We start from the raw sequence: 16,503 nt of genomic DNA, 5'->3' as shown, positions 1-16,503 counted from the left end.
GGAGAAGCACATGCAGCAGCGCGAACCGGAAGCGTCGATCAGGGAGGCTCAGGCGAAGGCCCTGGCGTCCCTGCCGTTCGACGACGTCGACGATTTCGCCGCGGCGGAGCGCGGGTTCCTCGGGACGCTCGAAGACCCGAAGATCCGCAACGACAAGGGCGACGTGGTGTGGGATGCCTCCACCTTCGACTTCGTGCAGGGCGACGCGCCCGACTCCGTGCACCCGAGCCTGTGGCGTCAGTCGAAGCTCGTGGCCAAGCACGGCCTCTTCGAGGTCGTTCCCGGCGTCTATCAGCTGCGCGGCCTCGACCTCTCGGTGATGTCGGTGATCGAGGGCGACACCGGCGTGATCGTCGTGGACCCGCTGATCTCGGTCGAGACGGCGGCGGCGGCGATGGCCCTGTACCGCACGCACCGCGGCGACCGTCCGATCCACGCGGTGATCCACTCCCACAGTCACATCGACCACTTCGGCGGCGTGCTCGGCATCGTCAGCCAGGAGGATGTCGACGCGGGCAAGGTGCAGATCGTCGTGCCCGAGGGGTTCCTCGAACACTCGGTCGCCGAGAACGTCTACGCGGGCACGGCGATGGGGCGCCGCGCCGGGTACATGTACGGCGCGGCACTCGACCGCGGGCCTCGCGGACAGGTCGGCGCGGGCCTCGGTCAGACGACGTCGACCGGTGACGCCACGATCCTGCCGCCAACGCTCGAGGTCAGGGCCACCGGCGAGACCCACACGATCGACGGCGTGGAGTTCGAGTTCCAGATGGCACCGGGCACCGAGGCGCCGTCCGAGATGCACTTCTACCTGCCGCGCTACCGCGCGCTGTGCATGGCCGAGAACGCCACGCACACCCTGCACAACCTTCTGACGCTCCGCGGCGCCGTGGTGCGCGACCCGCACATCTGGTCGCAGTACCTCACCGAGGCGATCCAGCGGTACGGCGACGAGGCCGACGTGGTGTTCGCGTCGCACCACTGGCCGACGTGGGGCAACGAGGCCGTCAACGAGTTCCTCGCCATCCAGCGCGATCTGTACGGCTACCTCCACGACCAGACGCTGCGCCTGCTGAACCAGGGCTACAACGGCGCCGAGATCGCCGAGCTGATCCAGCTGCCGCCGGCGCTCGAGGCGTCGTGGAGCACGCACGGCTACTACGGGTCGGTCAGTCACAACGTCAAGGCGATCTACCAGCGCTACATGGGCTGGTTCGACGGCAACCCGGCACGTCTGTGGCCGCACCCGCCCGAGGCTCTGGCCGAGCGCTACGTCGACGCGATCGGCGGCATCGATCGGGTCGTAGAGCTTGCGCGGGCGGCATACGACGCGGGGGACTTCCGGTGGGCGGCGACGCTCCTCGACCACGCCGTGTTCGCCGACTCCGACCACGCCGCCGCGCGCTCGCTGTACGCCGACACGCTCGAGCAGCTCGCCTACGGCGCCGAGAACGGCACCTGGCGCAACTTCTACCTCTCGGGCGCGACAGAGCTGCGCGAAGGCAACTTCGGCACCCCCACCCAGACGGCGGCGCCCCTCATCATCGCCCAGCTCACCCCCGAGCAGCTCCTGGACGCCCTCGCCATCCGGGTCGACGGCCCGAAGGCGTGGGACCTCGACCTCGCCGTGGATCTGACGCTCACCGACCTCGGTCGCAGCTTCCATCTGACGCTGCGCAACGGGGTGCTGATCTACGTCGAGCGGGAGCCCGACGCCACCACGCCGCTGCAGCTGACGCTGTCGAAGCTGCGCCTGATCCAGCTGGCGGGCGGTGACACCAAGAGCGCGGGCATCGACATCCGCGGTGACGCGGGTGTCCTGCAGCAGATCCTCGGAGTGCTCGACGAGGCCGATCCGAACTTCGAGATCGTCCTCCCGTAACCCCGGTTCCAGATCGCCGGCATCGCCTCCGCGATGCCGGCGATCTGCGGTAGCAGGCGCCGCGCAGAGGGTCAAGGCGCTCCCCGCTGCCGGCGCGGTTCGCAACACTCGGAGCATGAACCGGTGGCGACGTGTGTGCGGCGTGCCCCTGCTGGTGATCGCGCTGGGCGTCGCGGGGTGCGGAGTCACAGTGCCGACCGACCCGCAGGGCACGCTCGATCGAGTGCGCGGGGGAGTGCTCCATGCCGGGGCGTCTGCCTCAGGCGAGCTCGTCACCGTCGACGGCTCCGAGGTGGGCGGCTCGCTCGCCGAGCTCGTCGAGGGGTTCGCCGACTCGGTCGACGCGAAGGTCGAGTGGACGGTGGGCAGCGAGGAGGACCTCGTCGACGACCTGGAGACGGGGGAGCTCGACGTGGCGATCGGCGGGATGACGGACGCGACGCCGTGGTCGGATCGGGTCGCGGTGACGCGGGCCAACGACACCATCCCCGGAGCACGCGGGCCGGTGGTGCTGCTGGTGCCGCTGGGGGAGAACGCGTGGCAGGCCGCCATCGAGGGATACCTCGACCAGGAGGTCGCGCCGTGAAGACCATGGGACGCACGGACCTGCCCCCGGAGCAGCAGAAGGCCCTGCGCAGCGCCATCCGCTGGGAGTGGTTCACGATCGGCTACACGTTGGTGACGATCGGCGTCATCGGCCTGGTCGTCGGCGGATCCCAGGCGATGAGGACCGCGTGGATCGAGGACATGCTCTCCCTCATCCCGCAGATCTCCTTCCTGGTCGCGCTGATCTTCATCCGGCGCCGACCCACGCGTGCCTTCCCGTTCGGTCTGCACCGCGTGATGGGCGTCGGGCACCTGGTGGCGGGGGTGGCGCTGCTGGCCGTCGGCGGCAACCTCGCCTCCGAGGCGATCAGCGGTCTCGTGAGCGGCGAGCACCCCTCGATCGGCACGGTGTACCTGTTCGGCCAGACGATCTGGCTCGGCTGGTTCATGGTCGCGGTGATGAGCGTCATCGTGATCGGCCCGTTCTTCTACGGCCATGCCAAGGCGAAGCTGGCGCCGAAGCTGCACAACAAGGTGCTGTACGCGGATGCCGACATGGCCAAGGCGGACTGGACCTCCACCGTGGCGTCGATCGTCGGCGTGCTCGGCGTCGGCATCGGCCTCTGGTGGCTCGACGGCGCCGCGGCCCTCTTCATCTCGCTCGGCATCGTGTGGGACGGCTGGCGGAACTCGCGCGCCGCCGTGCGCGATCTCATCGACCAGCGTGCCCGCACCGAGGACGACGCCCGCACCCACCCGCTCATCGCGCGCATCGCGAACCGCGTCGCGGAGTTCCCGTGGGTGCGCGAGAGCGCGGTGCGCATGCGCGACATGGGTCAGGTGTTCCACGTGGAGGTGTTCGCGGTGCCGACCCACGACGACGTGCGCCTCGACGAGATCGAAGAGGCGCGCACCGCCGTGGCACGGCTCGACTGGAAGGTGCAGGACGTCGTCGTGATCGTGGCGGCCAGCCTTCCGGACGAGGCCGAGCCGGCGGCACGCCAGGGATCGCACCGCGACGCATGATCTGCGATGCCGGTCCCGGCCGCGCCCACGCGCCGGAGGCTCCGGGCGACGCGCCAGCGTCGTCTGGACGGGAGTGGGACCGTCGCGGCGCTCAGCCGACCCGTGGCTGTCCCGCCTCGGACGACGCACCGTCGGACGACGGCCCGGGATACTCGTCGGGGACCGGAACGATCGCCAGGGGGACGCCGGGGGTCAGCAGCAGGTGCGCAGCGCGCATCTGACCTTCGCCGTCATTCACTTCGAGCCAGTACGGTCCTGCGATCATCCCCGCCTCGATCTCCTCCCTGAGGTCTTCGAAGCGGCGTCCTCCGATGCTGTAGTGCTCCCCGCCGTAATAGATGTCGATCCTCTTCATGATCGCTCCCGTCCGCGGGCTACACCATGGCACTGGGCGCGGCCGCGCGGCCAATGCCTTGACAACACGACGAGGTTCCCGTAGCCGCTCAGCTGAGCAGCTCGTGCTCCGGCGAGGTGACCGGCGCCGACTGCGCCGGTTCGGGAACGAGATACAGGCCCGAGGGGGAGTTCGCCGTATAGGCGAGCGCGTCGATCCAGGCGGGATTCAGCTGCGGGGTACGGCTGCCGTAGAACTTGTACACGAGGGCGCAGCGAGGGTGCACCCAGATGGTGGTGCGTCCGTCGCCGATGCTGACGTCGTCGCGCCACGTGAAGTGGAAGGGCTCCCCGCGCCGGAGCTTGGTGCCGATCACCAGCTGCAGGTGTGCCAGTGTCCGGTCGTCGAAATCGACCTTCACCGTCCCCTCGTAGGTCAGCTTTCCCATCGTGCGCCTCCGCTCTCGGCCCGCCGGCGAACGTAGCGCTGGGGTGGCTGCAGGGCCGACGGCGATCAGGTACAGCTCCGATCCTTCCCCTGAGTGCGGGTCGTGGCCAGCCCTTGACACGGGACGCCTGAGCACCTCGTGATCGATGTCGCCCCATCGCGCGCCGGGCTCGGCCGGGTGCCGGCCCGTGAAAAGCCGACCCCGGCGGGATGGTAGTCTCGATCGGCACGCCTCCGTAGCTCAGGGGATAGAGCGTTGGTTTCCGGTACCAAAGGTCGCAGGTTCGATTCCTGTCGGGGGCACAAAAAAGAATCCCAGGTTCGCCTGGGATTCTTCGTTTTCCGGGAAGGTCTCTGACCGCCCTGGGGTCACCGGGTGAGGGCGTCCTCCTCGTGCGGCGCGTCGGCCACGATCGCCGGCTGCTGCGCCATGCTCTCGACGGCGTCGGCGACCCGCCCGGCGAGGTACGCGTGGCCATCGGTCGAGGGATGATCGCGGCCGATCGGACCGGTGTCGATGACGTCGAGGTAGTTGGCGGTGGTGATCCAGTCGTCGGCGATCGGCGAGATGTACCACCAGCCGCGGGCGGCGGCCAGCTCGCCCAGATCGGCGTCGATGCTGCGCGTGGAGCTCTCGACCGGCAGGACCTGCGGGGAGGGGCCGAGGACGACGATCGCGGCGTCGGGGTAGCGGGCCGCGAGCGCGTCCCACGCGGCCGTGACGGCATCCCGGTAACCGGTCGGGTACAGCTTGCGGTCGTTGATCGAGCCTTCGACGATGATGACGTCGGGGTCGAGCGCGGGGTCGAGGGCGTCGATGCGCTCGCCGTAGGCCGGCCCGTCCAGGCCGGGCTTCAGGTAGCCGCTGCCGCGCACCCCGTCCACGACCGTCTCGACGCCGAGTTCGTCGGCGAGCAGGTACGCGAAACCGAGGGTCGGCACGGTCGCAGCCGATCCGTAGACCCACGAGTCGCCGAACACCAGCACCCGCGCATCGTCCTCGAGCACGAGAGGGGCGGGCGGGACGGATGCCGAGACGCCGGCATCGCCTTCTGCCACGGCCACGGGAGCCACTGGCTCCGGCGCGCCCCAGGGGCGCAGGACCGCCACGGCGCACACCGCAGCGACGGCCAGCGCAGCGCCCAGCAGGGGGAGCAGCAGCCGCCGTGCTCGGGTGCGGCCGGGCGCGTGCATGAGAAGAGGGTAAGTCATCGATCGGCGAACACCGAACATGCGCCGTGAACAGGGGAATCCACGCAGCGGATCCTGAGGTCTCGCACCGCCGTCCGCCGGCTGCGGCCGAGCCTGTGGAAGTCCGTGCGACGCAGCCGCCGCGGCGTGCGAGGATACTTCGGTGCAACGCGTCGTGACCGCTGAGATGGACCTCGAACTGGGGGCATCCGTCGACCTCATCTTCCAGATCGCGGCCGCCCAGGCGGTGCCGGTCTCGAACGAGCAGCTGACCTTCACCCAGGGCGATCGCGTGTACACCCCGACCGAGATCGTCGACCAGTCGGGGAGCCGGCTGCACCGCCTCACGGGCGAGCCGGGTCGCCTCGAGATCCGCTACGAGGCCACGGTCGACGGGCAGGCGTCGACGAGCCGCACGAGCGATCTCGAGGCCATCACCTATCTGCGCCCGAGCCGGTACGCGCAGTCCGACGAGGTGTTCCAGCAGGCGCGCCGGCAGTTCAAGGGACTGTCCGGCCACGACCTCATCGCGGCGGTGTCGGAGTTCGTCTCGACGAGCACGACCTATACCCCCGGCCTCAGCCAGGGCACCGACAGCGCCGTGACGACCCTGATGACCGGGCAGGGCGTATGCCGCGACTACGCGCATGTCGTCATCGCCCTGCTGCGTGCGATGGACATGCCGGCGCGCTACGCCGCCTGCTACGCGCCGGGCCTGCGCCCCATGGACTTCCACGCCGTGGCCGAGGCGTACCTCGACGGCGCCTGGTACGTCATCGACGCGACCCGCCTCGCGAACCGGAGGTCGCTCGTGCGCATCGCGACGGGGCGCGACGCCGCGGACTGCGCGTTCCTCAGCTACCACGGCGGCTACGTCGGCCTCACGCGCCTGCGTGTGGACGCGTGGGTGGTCCCCGACGACGCGACCCTCGACGGATTCCACGCGCTGCCCGACGTGCTGCCCGCGGCATCCGATCCCGCCGCCGACGACTTCGGCGCGCTGGTGCAGATCTCCTGACCCCGCAGGGCCGAGGCCCACGGGCCGCTCCAATTAGACTGGGGCGGTTATGAATCCCGAAGCCCTCTCCGCCGCCCTGCTCGCCGTCGTCGCCCCGCTCGCCGAGGCACGACGACCCGGTGCGGCCGAGGGGCTGACTCCCGCGGATCTGCCGCTCGAGCGGCCCAAGAACCGCGACCACGGCGACTGGGCGTCCAACGCGGCGCTCAAGCTGGCGAAGGTCGTCGGCGCGAACCCGCGCGAGTTCGCGGCCGACATCGCCGCCGGGCTCGCCGAGGTCGACGGCGTCGCGGGCGTCGAGGTCGCCGGTCCCGGCTTCATCAACATCCGGCTGGATGCCGCCGCTGCGGGCGCGCTCGCGAAGACCATCGTCGATGCCGGCGCCGCCTTCGGCACGAACGAGTCGCAGCGGGGCAACACGATCAATCTCGAGTTCGTCAGCGCCAACCCGACCGGTCCGATGCACATCGGCCACACCCGCTGGGCCGCGCTCGGCGACTCGATGGCGCGTCTGCTGCTGGCCAGCGGCGCGACGCTCGTACGCGAGTTCTACGTGAACGACGCGGGCGCCCAGATGGACCGGTTCGGCCGTTCCGTCCTGGCAGCCGCGAAGGGCGAGCCGACCCCCGACGACGGCTACCCGGGTTCGTACATCGACGACCTCGCACAGCGCGTCCTCTCCGCCGTGCCCGACCTGCTGTCGCTGCCGGCCGACGAGCAGCTCGCCGTCGCGCGGGACCGCGCGTACGAACTCCAGCTCGGCGACCTGCAGGCCTCGCTCGAGAAGTTCAACGTCCACTTCGACGTGTTCTTCAGCGAGCGGACGCTCCACGCGAAGGGATCGAACGGCGAGCCCAGTCTCGTCGACGAGGCGGTCGACCGCCTGCGCGAGCAGGGCCACGTCTTCGACGACGAGGGCGCCGTCTGGGTGCGCACCACCGACTTCGGCGACGACAAGGACCGCGTCATCCGCCGATCCAACGGCGAGTACACCTACTTCGCCGCCGACGCCGCGTACTACCTCAACAAGGGCGACCGCGGCTTCGCGCACAAGATCTACCTGCTCGGTGCCGACCACCACGGCTACGTCCACCGCCTGAAGGCGCTCGCCGGCGCGGCGGGTGACGATCCCGACAAGGACATCGAGGTGCTCATCGGCCAGCTCGTGTCGGTCAACGGCGCACGGCTGTCCAAGCGCGCGGGCAACATCATCGAGCTCGACGACCTGCGCGACTGGATCGGCACCGATGCCCTGCGGTACTCGCTCGCGCGCTATCCCGCCGATTCGCCGCTGACGCTCGACCCCGAGATCCTCCGCAAGCGCACGAACGACAACCCCGTCTTCTACGTGCAGTACGCGCATGCGCGTACGCACAACGTCGGGCGAAACGCCGGGGCATCCGGGGTCGACCGCTCCGAGTTCGCGCCGGAGCTGCTCACGCATGAGACCGAGTCGGCGCTTCTCGGCGCGCTGCAGGAGTTCCCGCGCATCGTCGGGTTCGCCGCCGAGGTGCGCGAGCCGCACCGCGTCGCCCGCTATCTCGAGGAGCTCGCCGGGCTCTACCACCGCTGGTACGACAACTGCCGCGTCATCCCGCTGGGCGACGAGCCCGTCGAGCCGGTTCACCGCACCCGCCTGTGGCTCAACGACGCCACGGGACAGGTGCTGCGCAACGGACTCGATCTGCTGGGCGTGACGGCGCCGGAACGGATGTAGACATGGCCCACGGCGACACGCAGGCGACCGAGCCCCTTCCCGACGACATGGTGCCCGCCGCGCCGGCGCCGGCTCCGCGGCGCCGCGTGTGGCCGTGGATCGTGGCGTTCGCGATCGTCGCGGTGCTCGCCGTCGCCGCGTGGTTCGCGGCTGACGCGATCGCGCGTCAGATCGTGACCGGTGTGGTGCGCGACCAGGTGCGCACGCAGCTGGCGCTGCCGGCCGATCAGCAGATCGACGTCGAGGTCGCCGGCGCCGTGATCCCGCAGCTCATCGGCGGCAGCATCGACGACCTCACGATCGCGTCCGACGACGTCACCTTCGGCGGCGTCACCGGCGACGTCACGGTCACCGCACACGATGTGGCGGTGCGTGCCACCGGCGAGATGAGCGGTGCGACCGCCACGGTCTCGTTCGACGAGGCCCAGCTGCAGACGCTGCTGGCGACGGTCGAGGGCTTCCCCTCCGACACCGTCGGCCTGGCGGCCCCGAACGTCACGATGTCGCTGGATCTGCAGCTGTTCGGCGTCGCCATCCCCATCGGGGTGGCGCTGACGCCCTCGGCGGCGGAGGGGCAGATCGTCCTCTCGCCCGCGTCCTTCCAGCTCGGCGACTCAGAGGTCACCGCCGACGCGCTGCGCGACCAGTTCGGCGGACTCGCCGATGCCGTGCTGCGCGACTGGAACATCTGCATCGCGCAGTATCTGCCGGCGGGTGTCACGCTCAGCGGCGTCGAGGTGGACGGCGACCTCCTGGTCGCCGATTTCGACGTCGACGGCTCGATCGCCACGGATCCCGCCCTTCAGCAGAACGGCACGTGCGCCTGAGACGCCGCGGGGCGTCACACGGCACGGGGGCCGGGAGCCGAGTGCCCTAGACTTCTAGCACCGCCGGAGACCCGTGTCACCGCCAGAGCGTGACCCCTCCGGCCGGCAACGCCGTACCACCATCCCCGGACGGCCACGCGTCGAAGCTCCCACCGATTGGTCCACCGTGTCCGCCGACCCGCATACCCGTTCCGTCGCTCCCGCATGGCTGGAACGCCCCGCCGACGCGAACGCTCTCGCCCCGGCGGTCTGGCCGACCGCGGCGACGCGCGACGAGGAGGGCGTCCTCGAGCTCGGCGGCATCCCGGCGACGGCATTGCGCGACCGGTTCGGAACGCCGCTCTACGTCGTCGACGAGGACGAGGTGCGCGCCACGGCACGGCGCACGCTCGACGCCTTCCGCGCGGCGGCGGCGCTGCACGGCGTGCAGGCCCGCGTGTACTACGCCGGCAAGGCGCTGCTGACCACCGAGGTGGTGCGCTGGGTGACCGAGGAGGGGCTCGCGGTCGACGTCTGCACCGGCGGCGAGCTGGCGGTCGCCCTCGCGGCGGGTGCCGATCCGGCGCGCCTCGGCTTCCACGGCAACAACAAGTCCGTGCCCGAGCTCGAGCGCGCCGTCGAGGCGGGCGTCGGGTCCATCGTCATCGACAGCCTCATCGAGATCGAGCGTCTCGCGGCGATCGTCGAGCGCCGCGGGGTCTCACAGGCGGTGCTGCTGCGGGTCAACAGCGGCGTGCACGCCGAGACCCATGACTTCCTCGCGACGGCCCACGAAGACCAGAAGTTCGGCTTCACGCTGACGGATGCCCCGGCCGCCGTGGCGCGCATCCGAGAACTGCCGGGCCTTGAGTTCGTGGGTCTGCACTGCCACATCGGCTCGCAGATCTTCGGCACCGCCGGGTTCGAGGAGTCCGCCGCGCGCATCGTCGAGCTCCACGCCGAGCTGCGGGAGGGCGGCGAGCTGCCGGTGCTCAACCTCGGCGGCGGCTTCGGCATCGCCTACACGTCGGTCGACGATCCGACGCCGATCGAGGCGCTCGCGCTCGGCATCGCCGAGGCCGTCGCGCGGCAGTGCGAGGTGCGCGGCATCCCGGTTCCCCACCTCGCCTTCGAGCCCGGTCGTGCGATCGTCGGCCGCGCGGGCGTGACGCTCTACGAGGTCGGCACGACCAAGCCGGTCGCGCTCGAGAGCGGCGACACGCGGCTGTACGTCAGCGTGGACGGCGGCATGAGCGACAACGCCCGCCCCGCCCTGTACGGCGCACAGTTCTCGGCGCGGATCGCGTCGCGCACGAGCGACGCCGAGCCGGCGCTCGCGCGGGTCGTCGGAAAGCACTGCGAGTCGGGCGACATCGTGGTCGACGCCGAGTACCTCCCGGGCGATGTGTCGCCTGGCGATCTGCTCGCCGTGCCCGCGACCGGCGCCTACTGCTTCTCGCTCGCGAGCAACTACAACTACGTCCCCCGCCCGCCCGTCGTGGCGCTGCGCGGGGGAGAGGCGCGCGTCATCGTGCGCGGCGAGACGATCGACGATCTGCTCGCCCGCGATGCCGGCCTCGAGACGGCTGTGTTCGAAGCTGGGCGTCCCCTCGCGGACGCACCGATGGAAGGGAAACAACGGATGCCCGTACTGAGCGAGCGAAGCGAGTCGAAGTGACCGACTACCGCCGCCTCCGCGTCGCACTGCTGGGAGCCGGAGCCGTCGGCTCGCAGGTCGCGGCGCTGCTGCGCCAGCACGCCGACGAGCTCGCCGACCGGGCGGGAGCACGGCTGGAGCTGGTCGGCATCGCGGTGCGCGACGTCGACGCCAAGCGCGACGTCGAGCTGCCCTCGGAGCTCTTCACCACCGACGCGGACTCGCTCATCGTCGGCTCCGACATCGTCATCGAGCTCATGGGCGGCATCGAGCCGGCGCGCACGTACCTCCTGCACGCGATCAACTCGGGCGCCGACGTCGTGACCGCCAACAAGGCGCTGCTCGCGACCCACGGCCCCGAGATCTTCGACGCGGCCGACCAGGTGGGCGCCGAGGTCTACTACGAGGCCGCGGCGGCCGGTGCGATCCCGATCATCCGGCCGCTGCGCGACTCGCTCGCCGGCGACCGCGTGCAGCGCATCATGGGCATCGTCAACGGCACGACCAACTACATCCTCGACCGCATGGACACCGAGGGCGCCGAGTTCTCGGCGGTGCTCGCCGACGCGCAGCGGCTCGGATACGCCGAGGCCGACCCGACGGCCGACGTCGAGGGCTACGACGCCGCGCAGAAGGCCGCGATCCTCGCGAGCCTGGCGTTCCACACGACGGTGCCGCTCGAGGCGGTGCACCGCGAGGGGATCTCGTCGATCGACTCGTCGATGATGGATGCCGCGCGCCACGCCGGCTACGTCATCAAGCTGCTGGCGGTGTGCGAGCGCCTGACCGAGGAGTCCGGCGAGTCCATCTCGGTGCGGGTGTACCCGGCGCTCATCGACCGCGCCCACCCGCTCGCCAGCGTGCACGGCGCCAACAACGCGGTGTTCGTGCAGGCCGAGGCCGCGGGCAACCTCATGTTCTACGGCGCCGGCGCCGGCGGCGTGCAGACCGCGTCGGCCGTGCTCGGCGACGTCGTGTCGGCGGCGCGGCGCCACATCGCCGGCGGCGTGGGCGTCGGCGAGTCGACGCTGGCGAACCTCCCCATCGTCCCCGTCGGCCGTGTCACCACGAGCTACCAGATCACGCTCGAGGTCGACGACCAGCCGGGGGTGCTCGCGACTGTCGCCGGCATCCTCAGCGAGGGGCGCGTCTCGATCGCCACCGTCGAGCAGACGGTCGTCGAATCGGGCGACGACGAGGGCGGCGTCGCCCGACTGGTGATCGGCACGCACAAGGCGTTGGAGCAGGACCTGAGCGAGACGGTGGACCGACTGGCCGCCAGCGGCGTCGTGGAGCGCGTCGTCTCGGTTCTGCGGGTCGAAGGCAACTGAGGGTCTGAAGGAGACTGACATGGCACATGTTTGGCGCGGAGTCCTCCGCGAGTACGCAGATCGTCTGGGCGTGACGGATGCCTCGACCGTGGTCACGCTGGGAGAGGGCGGCACCCCGCTGCTGCCCGCACCGGCGCTGTCGCGCCTCACCGGCACGGACGTGTGGGTGAAGTTCGAGGGCATGAACCCCACCGGGTCGTTCAAGGACCGTGGGATGACGGTCGCCGTGTCGCGCGCGATCGACCACGGCGCCAAGGCCGTGATCTGCGCGTCGACCGGCAACACGTCGGCCTCGGCCGCGGCCTACGCGGCGCACGCCGGCATCACGGCGGCGGTCCTCGTTCCCGAGGGCAAGATCGCGATGGGCAAGCTCAGCCAGGCCGTCGCGCACAACGGCCGCCTCATCCAGATCCGCGGCAACTTCGACGACTGCCTCGAGATCGCACGCGAGCTCGCCGACAACTACCCGGTCCACCTCGTGAACTCGGTCAACCCCGACCGCATCGACGGACAGAAGACGGCGGCGTACGAGATCGTCGAGCAGCTGGGCGACGCACCGGACTTCCACCTCATCCCCGTCGGCAACGCGGGCAACTACACCGCCTACACGCGCGGCTACACCGAGGAGGCCGCGGCGAACGTGTCGACCCGCGTGCCGCGGATGTTCGGCTTCCAGGCCGAGGGCTCCGCGCCGCTCGTGCGCGGCGAGGTCGTGAAGAACCCCGAGACGGTGGCCAGCGCGATCCGCATCGGCAACCCCGCATCGTGGGACCTCGCCCTCGAGGCGCGCGCGGCGACCGACGGCTACTTCGGCGCCATCGACGACGACCGCATCCTCGCGGCGCAGAAGCTCCTCGCCGGCCAGGTCGGGATCTTCGTCGAGCCGGCGTCGGCGATCAGCGTCGCGGGACTCCTCGACCGCGTCGAGGCCGGCGTGGTGCCGCAGGGCGCGCGCGTCGTGCTGACGGTCACCGGCCACGGCCTCAAGGACCCGCACTGGGCGCTGCGCAACGCCGACGGCTCGGAGGTCCAGCCCACCGTGGTCGACGCGACGACGTCGGAAGTGGCATCGGTCCTCGAACTGGCGCCGGCCGCCGCTGCCGCCGAGGCTGTCGAAGCTCAGGGACCGCGCGCGTGAGCGCAGCCGTCGCGGCCGCATCCGGCCACGGCGCCCTCCCCGGGCGCCGGGTCGTGGTGCGGGTTCCGGCGACGAGCGCGAACCTCGGGCCCGGTTTCGACACGCTCGGCCTCGCGCTGAGCCTGTACGACGAGCTCGACGTGACGGTGCTGCCCGAGGGCGAGCTCGAGATCGAGGTCGAGGGGGCCGGTGCCGCGGACGTGCCGCGCGACGCCTCGCACCTGGTGGTGCGGGCGATCGCGTACGCGTTCGAATCCGCAGGACGACGGATGCCGGGGCTCCGCCTCGTCGCCCGCAACGTCATCCCGCACGGCCGCGGCCTCGGCTCGTCGGGTGCCGCGGTGGTGTCGGGCCTGCTGGCCGCCAAGGGCCTGCTCGAGGGCGACGTGGAACTAGGCCCGGATGCCCTGCTGCGTCTGGCGACGGAGCTGGAGGGCCACCCCGACAACGTGGCGCCCGCGCTGTTCGGCGGTCTCACGATCGCCTGGGTCGATGACGGCGGACCCCAGCACAAGAAGCTGCTCGTCCATCGGGGCGTGTCGCCGCTCGTCTTCGTGCCGGAGTTCACGATGTCGACCAAGCTCGCGCGCAGCCTGCAGCCCATGCAGGTGCCCCGCGAGGACGCCGTCTTCAACGTCTCGCGCTCCGCGCTGCTGATCGCGGCGCTCACGCAGAGTCCCGAGCTGCTCCAGGCCGCCACCGAGGACAAGCTCCACCAGAACTACCGTGCGAGCGCGATGCCCGAGACCGACGGTCTCGTGCGGGCACTCCGTGCGGAAGGCTTCGCGGCGGTCGTGTCGGGGGCGGGTCCGAGCGTGCTCGTGCTCGCCGACGGCCCCGGTCGACGCCTCGAAGCGGCGGCCCTGGCCGCCGCCGTGACCGACACCCCGTGGGAGGCGCTCATGCTCGCCGTCGACTTCAAGGGTGGTACAGTGAGGGAGTACGCGGAGGGTTCCACGTAATACGTGAATCTGGCCTCCGTCGCAAATCTGCGAAACCACCGCACGGCATTCTGACCTGCCGACGTCCGCTGAGCACCCTCGCGGTCCCTCACCCCGTCGGCGGGAGTTTCGACAGGCGTGACAACTGATCGAGACGGGCAGACGCTACCCGCAGTGCTGTGCGAGTCGTGCACATTCGTTCGTTTTTCACAAGGGAGAACTCGTGGAGTCCATCTCCGAGGTCCATGCTGACGTTCCGGCCGACGAGCGCGCGGAAGCGCCCGAGGGTGTCGAGAACGCCGAGACCATCGAAGCCCCGGCCGACGCCGTGGCTGAAGAAGCCGTGATCGAGGCCGTCGCCGCCGAAGAGATCGCCGAAGAGGCCGTGACCGAGGCCGTCGTGGCCGACGCCGTCGCCGATGAGGCCGTCGTCGAGGCCATCGTCGCCGAAGAGGTCGCCGAGGAGGCGGTCGCCGAGGCGATCGTCGCCGAGGATGCCGGCGATCAGGCTGCGGCGGAGGCCGCGGAAGCCGTCGCCGAAGAGGCCGTGGCCGAGGCGCTCATCGCCGACGCCGTCGCCGAAGAGGCGGTCGCCGAGGCGGCTGCCGCCGACGCCGTCGCCGAGGAGGCCGTCATCGAGGCGGTCGTTGCCGAGGCCGTGGCCGAGGAAGTCGTCGCCGAAGAGGCCCCGGCAGCGCCGGTGAAGGCCCCCCGCAAGCGCGCGCCGCGCCGTGCCAAGAGCACCGACGTCGCACCGGCCGAGCCCGTCGAGGCACCGGCCGAGGCCGCTGCCGACGTCGCACCGGCCGACGCCGCCGCGGCAGAGGCCCCGCAGACCGAAGCCGCGCCGGCCGAGTCCGCGCCGGCCGAGTCCGCGCCGGCCGAGGGCGGCGAGAACGCCGCGGAGGCGGCATCCGTCGCCGCAGAGGCGACCGAGGCCGACGCCGAGACGCCCGCCGAGTCGGGTGACGGCGAGCAGGCCGCCGAGGGCGAGGGCGGCGAGGCGCCGTCTCGTGGGCGCAGCCGCAGCCGCAGCCGCAGCCGCAACCGCAACCAGAACGCCCAGAACCAGAACGCCCAGGGCGGTCAGGGCGCGCAGGCGCAGAACACCCAGGGCGATCAGAACCAGAAGGCGCAGCCCGCCGCGGCCGAGCCCGCCAAGGCAGAGACGCCCGAGGACGACCAGCAGTCGCAGGGCAACGGCCGTGGCCGCCAGCGCAACAAGCGCCGCGGCACGCAGGCCAGCAGCGGTGACGAGTTCGACACCGAGATCGGCGAGGACGACGTCCTCATCCCGATCGCCGGCATCCTCGACGTGCTCGACAACTACGCGTTCGTCCGCACGTCCGGCTACCTGCCCGGCCCGAGCGACGTCTACGTCTCGCTCGGACAGGTCAAGAAGTACAACCTCCGCAAGGGCGACGCGGTCGTCGGCGCCATCAAGCAGCCGCGCGAGGGCGAGCAGTCCAGCCGCCAGAAGTACAACGCGCTGGTCAAGGTCGACGCCGTCAACGGCCTCTCGGTCGACGACGCCGCGACGCGTGTCGAGTTCGGCAAGCTGACGCCGCTGTACCCGCAGGAGCGCCTGCGCCTCGAGACCGGGCCCGAGAAGCTGACCCAGCGCATCATCGACCTCGTCGCGCCCATCGGCAAGGGTCAGCGCGGCCTCATCGTCGCGCCGCCCAAGGCCGGCAAGACGATCGTGCTGCAGCAGATCGCCAACGCGATCTCGATCAACAACCCCGAGGTCCACCTCATGGTGGTGCTGGTCGACGAGCGGCCCGAAGAGGTCACCGACATGCAGCGCACCGTGAAGGGCGAGGTCATCGCCTCGACCTTCGACCGTCCCGCCGAGGACCACACCACGGTCGCCGAGCTCGCCATCGAGCGCGCCAAGCGCCTGGTGGAGCTCGGTCGCGACGTCGTCGTGCTGCTCGACTCGATCACGCGTCTGGGCCGTGCGTACAACATCTCGGCGCCCACCTCGGGCCGTGTGCTCACCGGTGGCGTCGACGCCTCGGCGCTGTACCCGCCCAAGCGCTTCTTCGGCGCCGCGCGCAACATCGAGAACGGCGGATCGCTCACGATCCTCGCGACCGCGCTCGTCGAGACCGGCTCCAAGATGGACGACGTCATCTTCGAGGAGTTCAAGGGCACCGGCAACAGCGAGCTGCGCCTGTCGCGCCAGCTCGCCGACAAGCGCATCTTCCCGGCGGTCGACGTCAACGCGTCGAGCACCCGCCGCGAGGAGATGCTGCTCTCGCCCGACGAGGTCAAGATCACCTGGAAGCTGCGTCGCGCGCTGGCGGGTCTCGATCCGCAGCAGGCCCTCGAGGTCGTGCTCGGCAAGCTCAAGGAGACGTCGTCGAACGTCGAGTTCCTCGTGCAGATGCAGAAGTCGATCCCGGCTCCCACCACCGGCCACAGCGGCGGACGCAGCCACGCGGACGACAACAGCATCCGCTGATC

14 protein-coding genes and 1 tRNA gene are annotated in these 16,503 nt (G+C 70.9%); 12 read left to right on the top strand and 3 right to left on the bottom strand.

Annotated elements, in window-relative coordinates; all coding sequences use genetic code 11:
* Nucleotides 1-10: 10 nt before the first annotated feature.
* The 3 genes from MRBLMI12_RS19100 to MRBLMI12_RS19090 all read left to right on the top strand — a co-directional run bounded on the left by MRBLMI12_RS19100 (nt 11) and on the right by MRBLMI12_RS19090 (nt 3,454).
* Nucleotides 11-1,882, top strand: coding sequence for an alkyl/aryl-sulfatase (locus MRBLMI12_RS19100; protein WP_363357802.1), 1,872 nt, complete (start codon nt 11-13; stop codon nt 1,880-1,882).
* A 115-nt stretch (nt 1,883-1,997) separates the two neighbouring features.
* The gene (locus MRBLMI12_RS19095) at nt 1,998-2,468 is read left to right on the top strand and encodes a hypothetical protein (RefSeq protein WP_363357801.1); all 471 of its coding nucleotides are present in this window, start codon (nt 1,998-2,000) and stop codon (nt 2,466-2,468) included.
* Nucleotides 2,469-2,473: 5 nt separating this feature from the next.
* Nucleotides 2,474-3,454, top strand: a complete 981-nt coding sequence (locus MRBLMI12_RS19090; RefSeq protein ID WP_363358232.1) for a cation diffusion facilitator family transporter — start codon at nt 2,474-2,476, stop codon at nt 3,452-3,454.
* Between the two features lie 91 nt (nt 3,455-3,545).
* Here MRBLMI12_RS19090 and MRBLMI12_RS19085 read toward each other — a convergent pair whose 3' ends face one another.
* Both MRBLMI12_RS19085 and MRBLMI12_RS19080 read right to left on the bottom strand, forming a co-directional pair.
* Nucleotides 3,546-3,809 carry a hypothetical protein gene (locus MRBLMI12_RS19085; RefSeq protein ID WP_363357800.1) on the bottom strand — a complete coding sequence of 88 codons (264 nt, stop codon included), beginning with the start codon at nt 3,807-3,809 and terminating at the stop codon, nt 3,546-3,548.
* Between the two features lie 88 nt (nt 3,810-3,897).
* Nucleotides 3,898-4,236, bottom strand: a complete 339-nt coding sequence (locus MRBLMI12_RS19080) for an ATP-dependent DNA ligase (protein WP_308868440.1) — start codon at nt 4,234-4,236, stop codon at nt 3,898-3,900.
* A 229-nt stretch (nt 4,237-4,465) separates the two neighbouring features.
* Here MRBLMI12_RS19080 and MRBLMI12_RS19075 point away from each other — a divergent pair.
* Nucleotides 4,466-4,538, top strand: a tRNA-Arg gene (locus MRBLMI12_RS19075).
* A 66-nt stretch (nt 4,539-4,604) separates the two neighbouring features.
* On the opposite strand, the gene MRBLMI12_RS19070 is transcribed toward MRBLMI12_RS19075, so the two are convergent.
* Nucleotides 4,605-5,429, bottom strand: a complete 825-nt coding sequence (locus MRBLMI12_RS19070; protein ID WP_349426919.1) for an SGNH/GDSL hydrolase family protein — start codon at nt 5,427-5,429, stop codon at nt 4,605-4,607.
* A 160-nt stretch (nt 5,430-5,589) separates the two neighbouring features.
* Between MRBLMI12_RS19070 and MRBLMI12_RS19065 the strand changes: the two genes are divergently transcribed.
* From MRBLMI12_RS19065 to rho, 8 genes are all read left to right on the top strand, one after another.
* Nucleotides 5,590-6,444, top strand: a complete 855-nt coding sequence (locus MRBLMI12_RS19065; RefSeq protein ID WP_363357799.1) for a transglutaminase-like domain-containing protein — start codon at nt 5,590-5,592, stop codon at nt 6,442-6,444.
* A gap of 49 nt (nt 6,445-6,493) precedes the next feature.
* On the top strand, nt 6,494-8,161 hold the full coding sequence (gene argS, locus MRBLMI12_RS19060; RefSeq protein ID WP_363357798.1) for an arginine--tRNA ligase: 1,668 nt from the start codon (nt 6,494-6,496) through the stop codon (nt 8,159-8,161).
* 2 nt (nt 8,162-8,163) lie between these two features.
* A complete protein-coding gene (locus MRBLMI12_RS19055) occupies nt 8,164-8,988 on the top strand; it encodes a DUF2993 domain-containing protein (protein WP_363357797.1) in 825 nt (274 codons plus the stop codon).
* Between the two features lie 166 nt (nt 8,989-9,154).
* Complete coding sequence (gene lysA, locus MRBLMI12_RS19050) at nt 9,155-10,645, top strand: diaminopimelate decarboxylase (RefSeq protein WP_363357796.1); 1,491 nt, start codon at nt 9,155-9,157, stop codon at nt 10,643-10,645.
* The gene (locus MRBLMI12_RS19045) at nt 10,642-11,955 is read left to right on the top strand and encodes a homoserine dehydrogenase (RefSeq protein ID WP_363357795.1); all 1,314 of its coding nucleotides are present in this window, start codon (nt 10,642-10,644) and stop codon (nt 11,953-11,955) included. Before lysA ends, MRBLMI12_RS19045 begins: the two co-directional genes overlap by 4 nt.
* Before the next feature lie 19 nt (nt 11,956-11,974).
* A complete protein-coding gene (thrC, locus tag MRBLMI12_RS19040) occupies nt 11,975-13,093 on the top strand; it encodes a threonine synthase (protein WP_363357794.1) in 1,119 nt (372 codons plus the stop codon).
* Nucleotides 13,090-14,055 (top strand): homoserine kinase, encoded by a 966-nt coding sequence (gene thrB / locus MRBLMI12_RS19035; RefSeq protein WP_349426927.1) that lies wholly within the window; start codon nt 13,090-13,092, stop codon nt 14,053-14,055. The genes thrC and thrB overlap by 4 nt, the downstream gene beginning before the upstream one ends.
* A 202-nt stretch (nt 14,056-14,257) precedes the next feature.
* Nucleotides 14,258-16,501: a transcription termination factor Rho gene (rho, locus tag MRBLMI12_RS19030; protein WP_363357793.1), complete on the top strand. Its 2,244-nt coding sequence runs from the start codon at nt 14,258-14,260 to the stop codon at nt 16,499-16,501.
* The last annotated feature ends 2 nt before the right edge of the window (nt 16,502-16,503 follow it).

Origin of the sequence: Microbacterium sp. LMI12-1-1.1 (genome assembly GCF_040676455.1) — a bacterium.
Lineage (GTDB): Bacteria > Actinomycetota > Actinomycetes > Actinomycetales > Microbacteriaceae > Microbacterium.
This window is presented reverse-complemented; position numbering and strand designations above follow the sequence as displayed.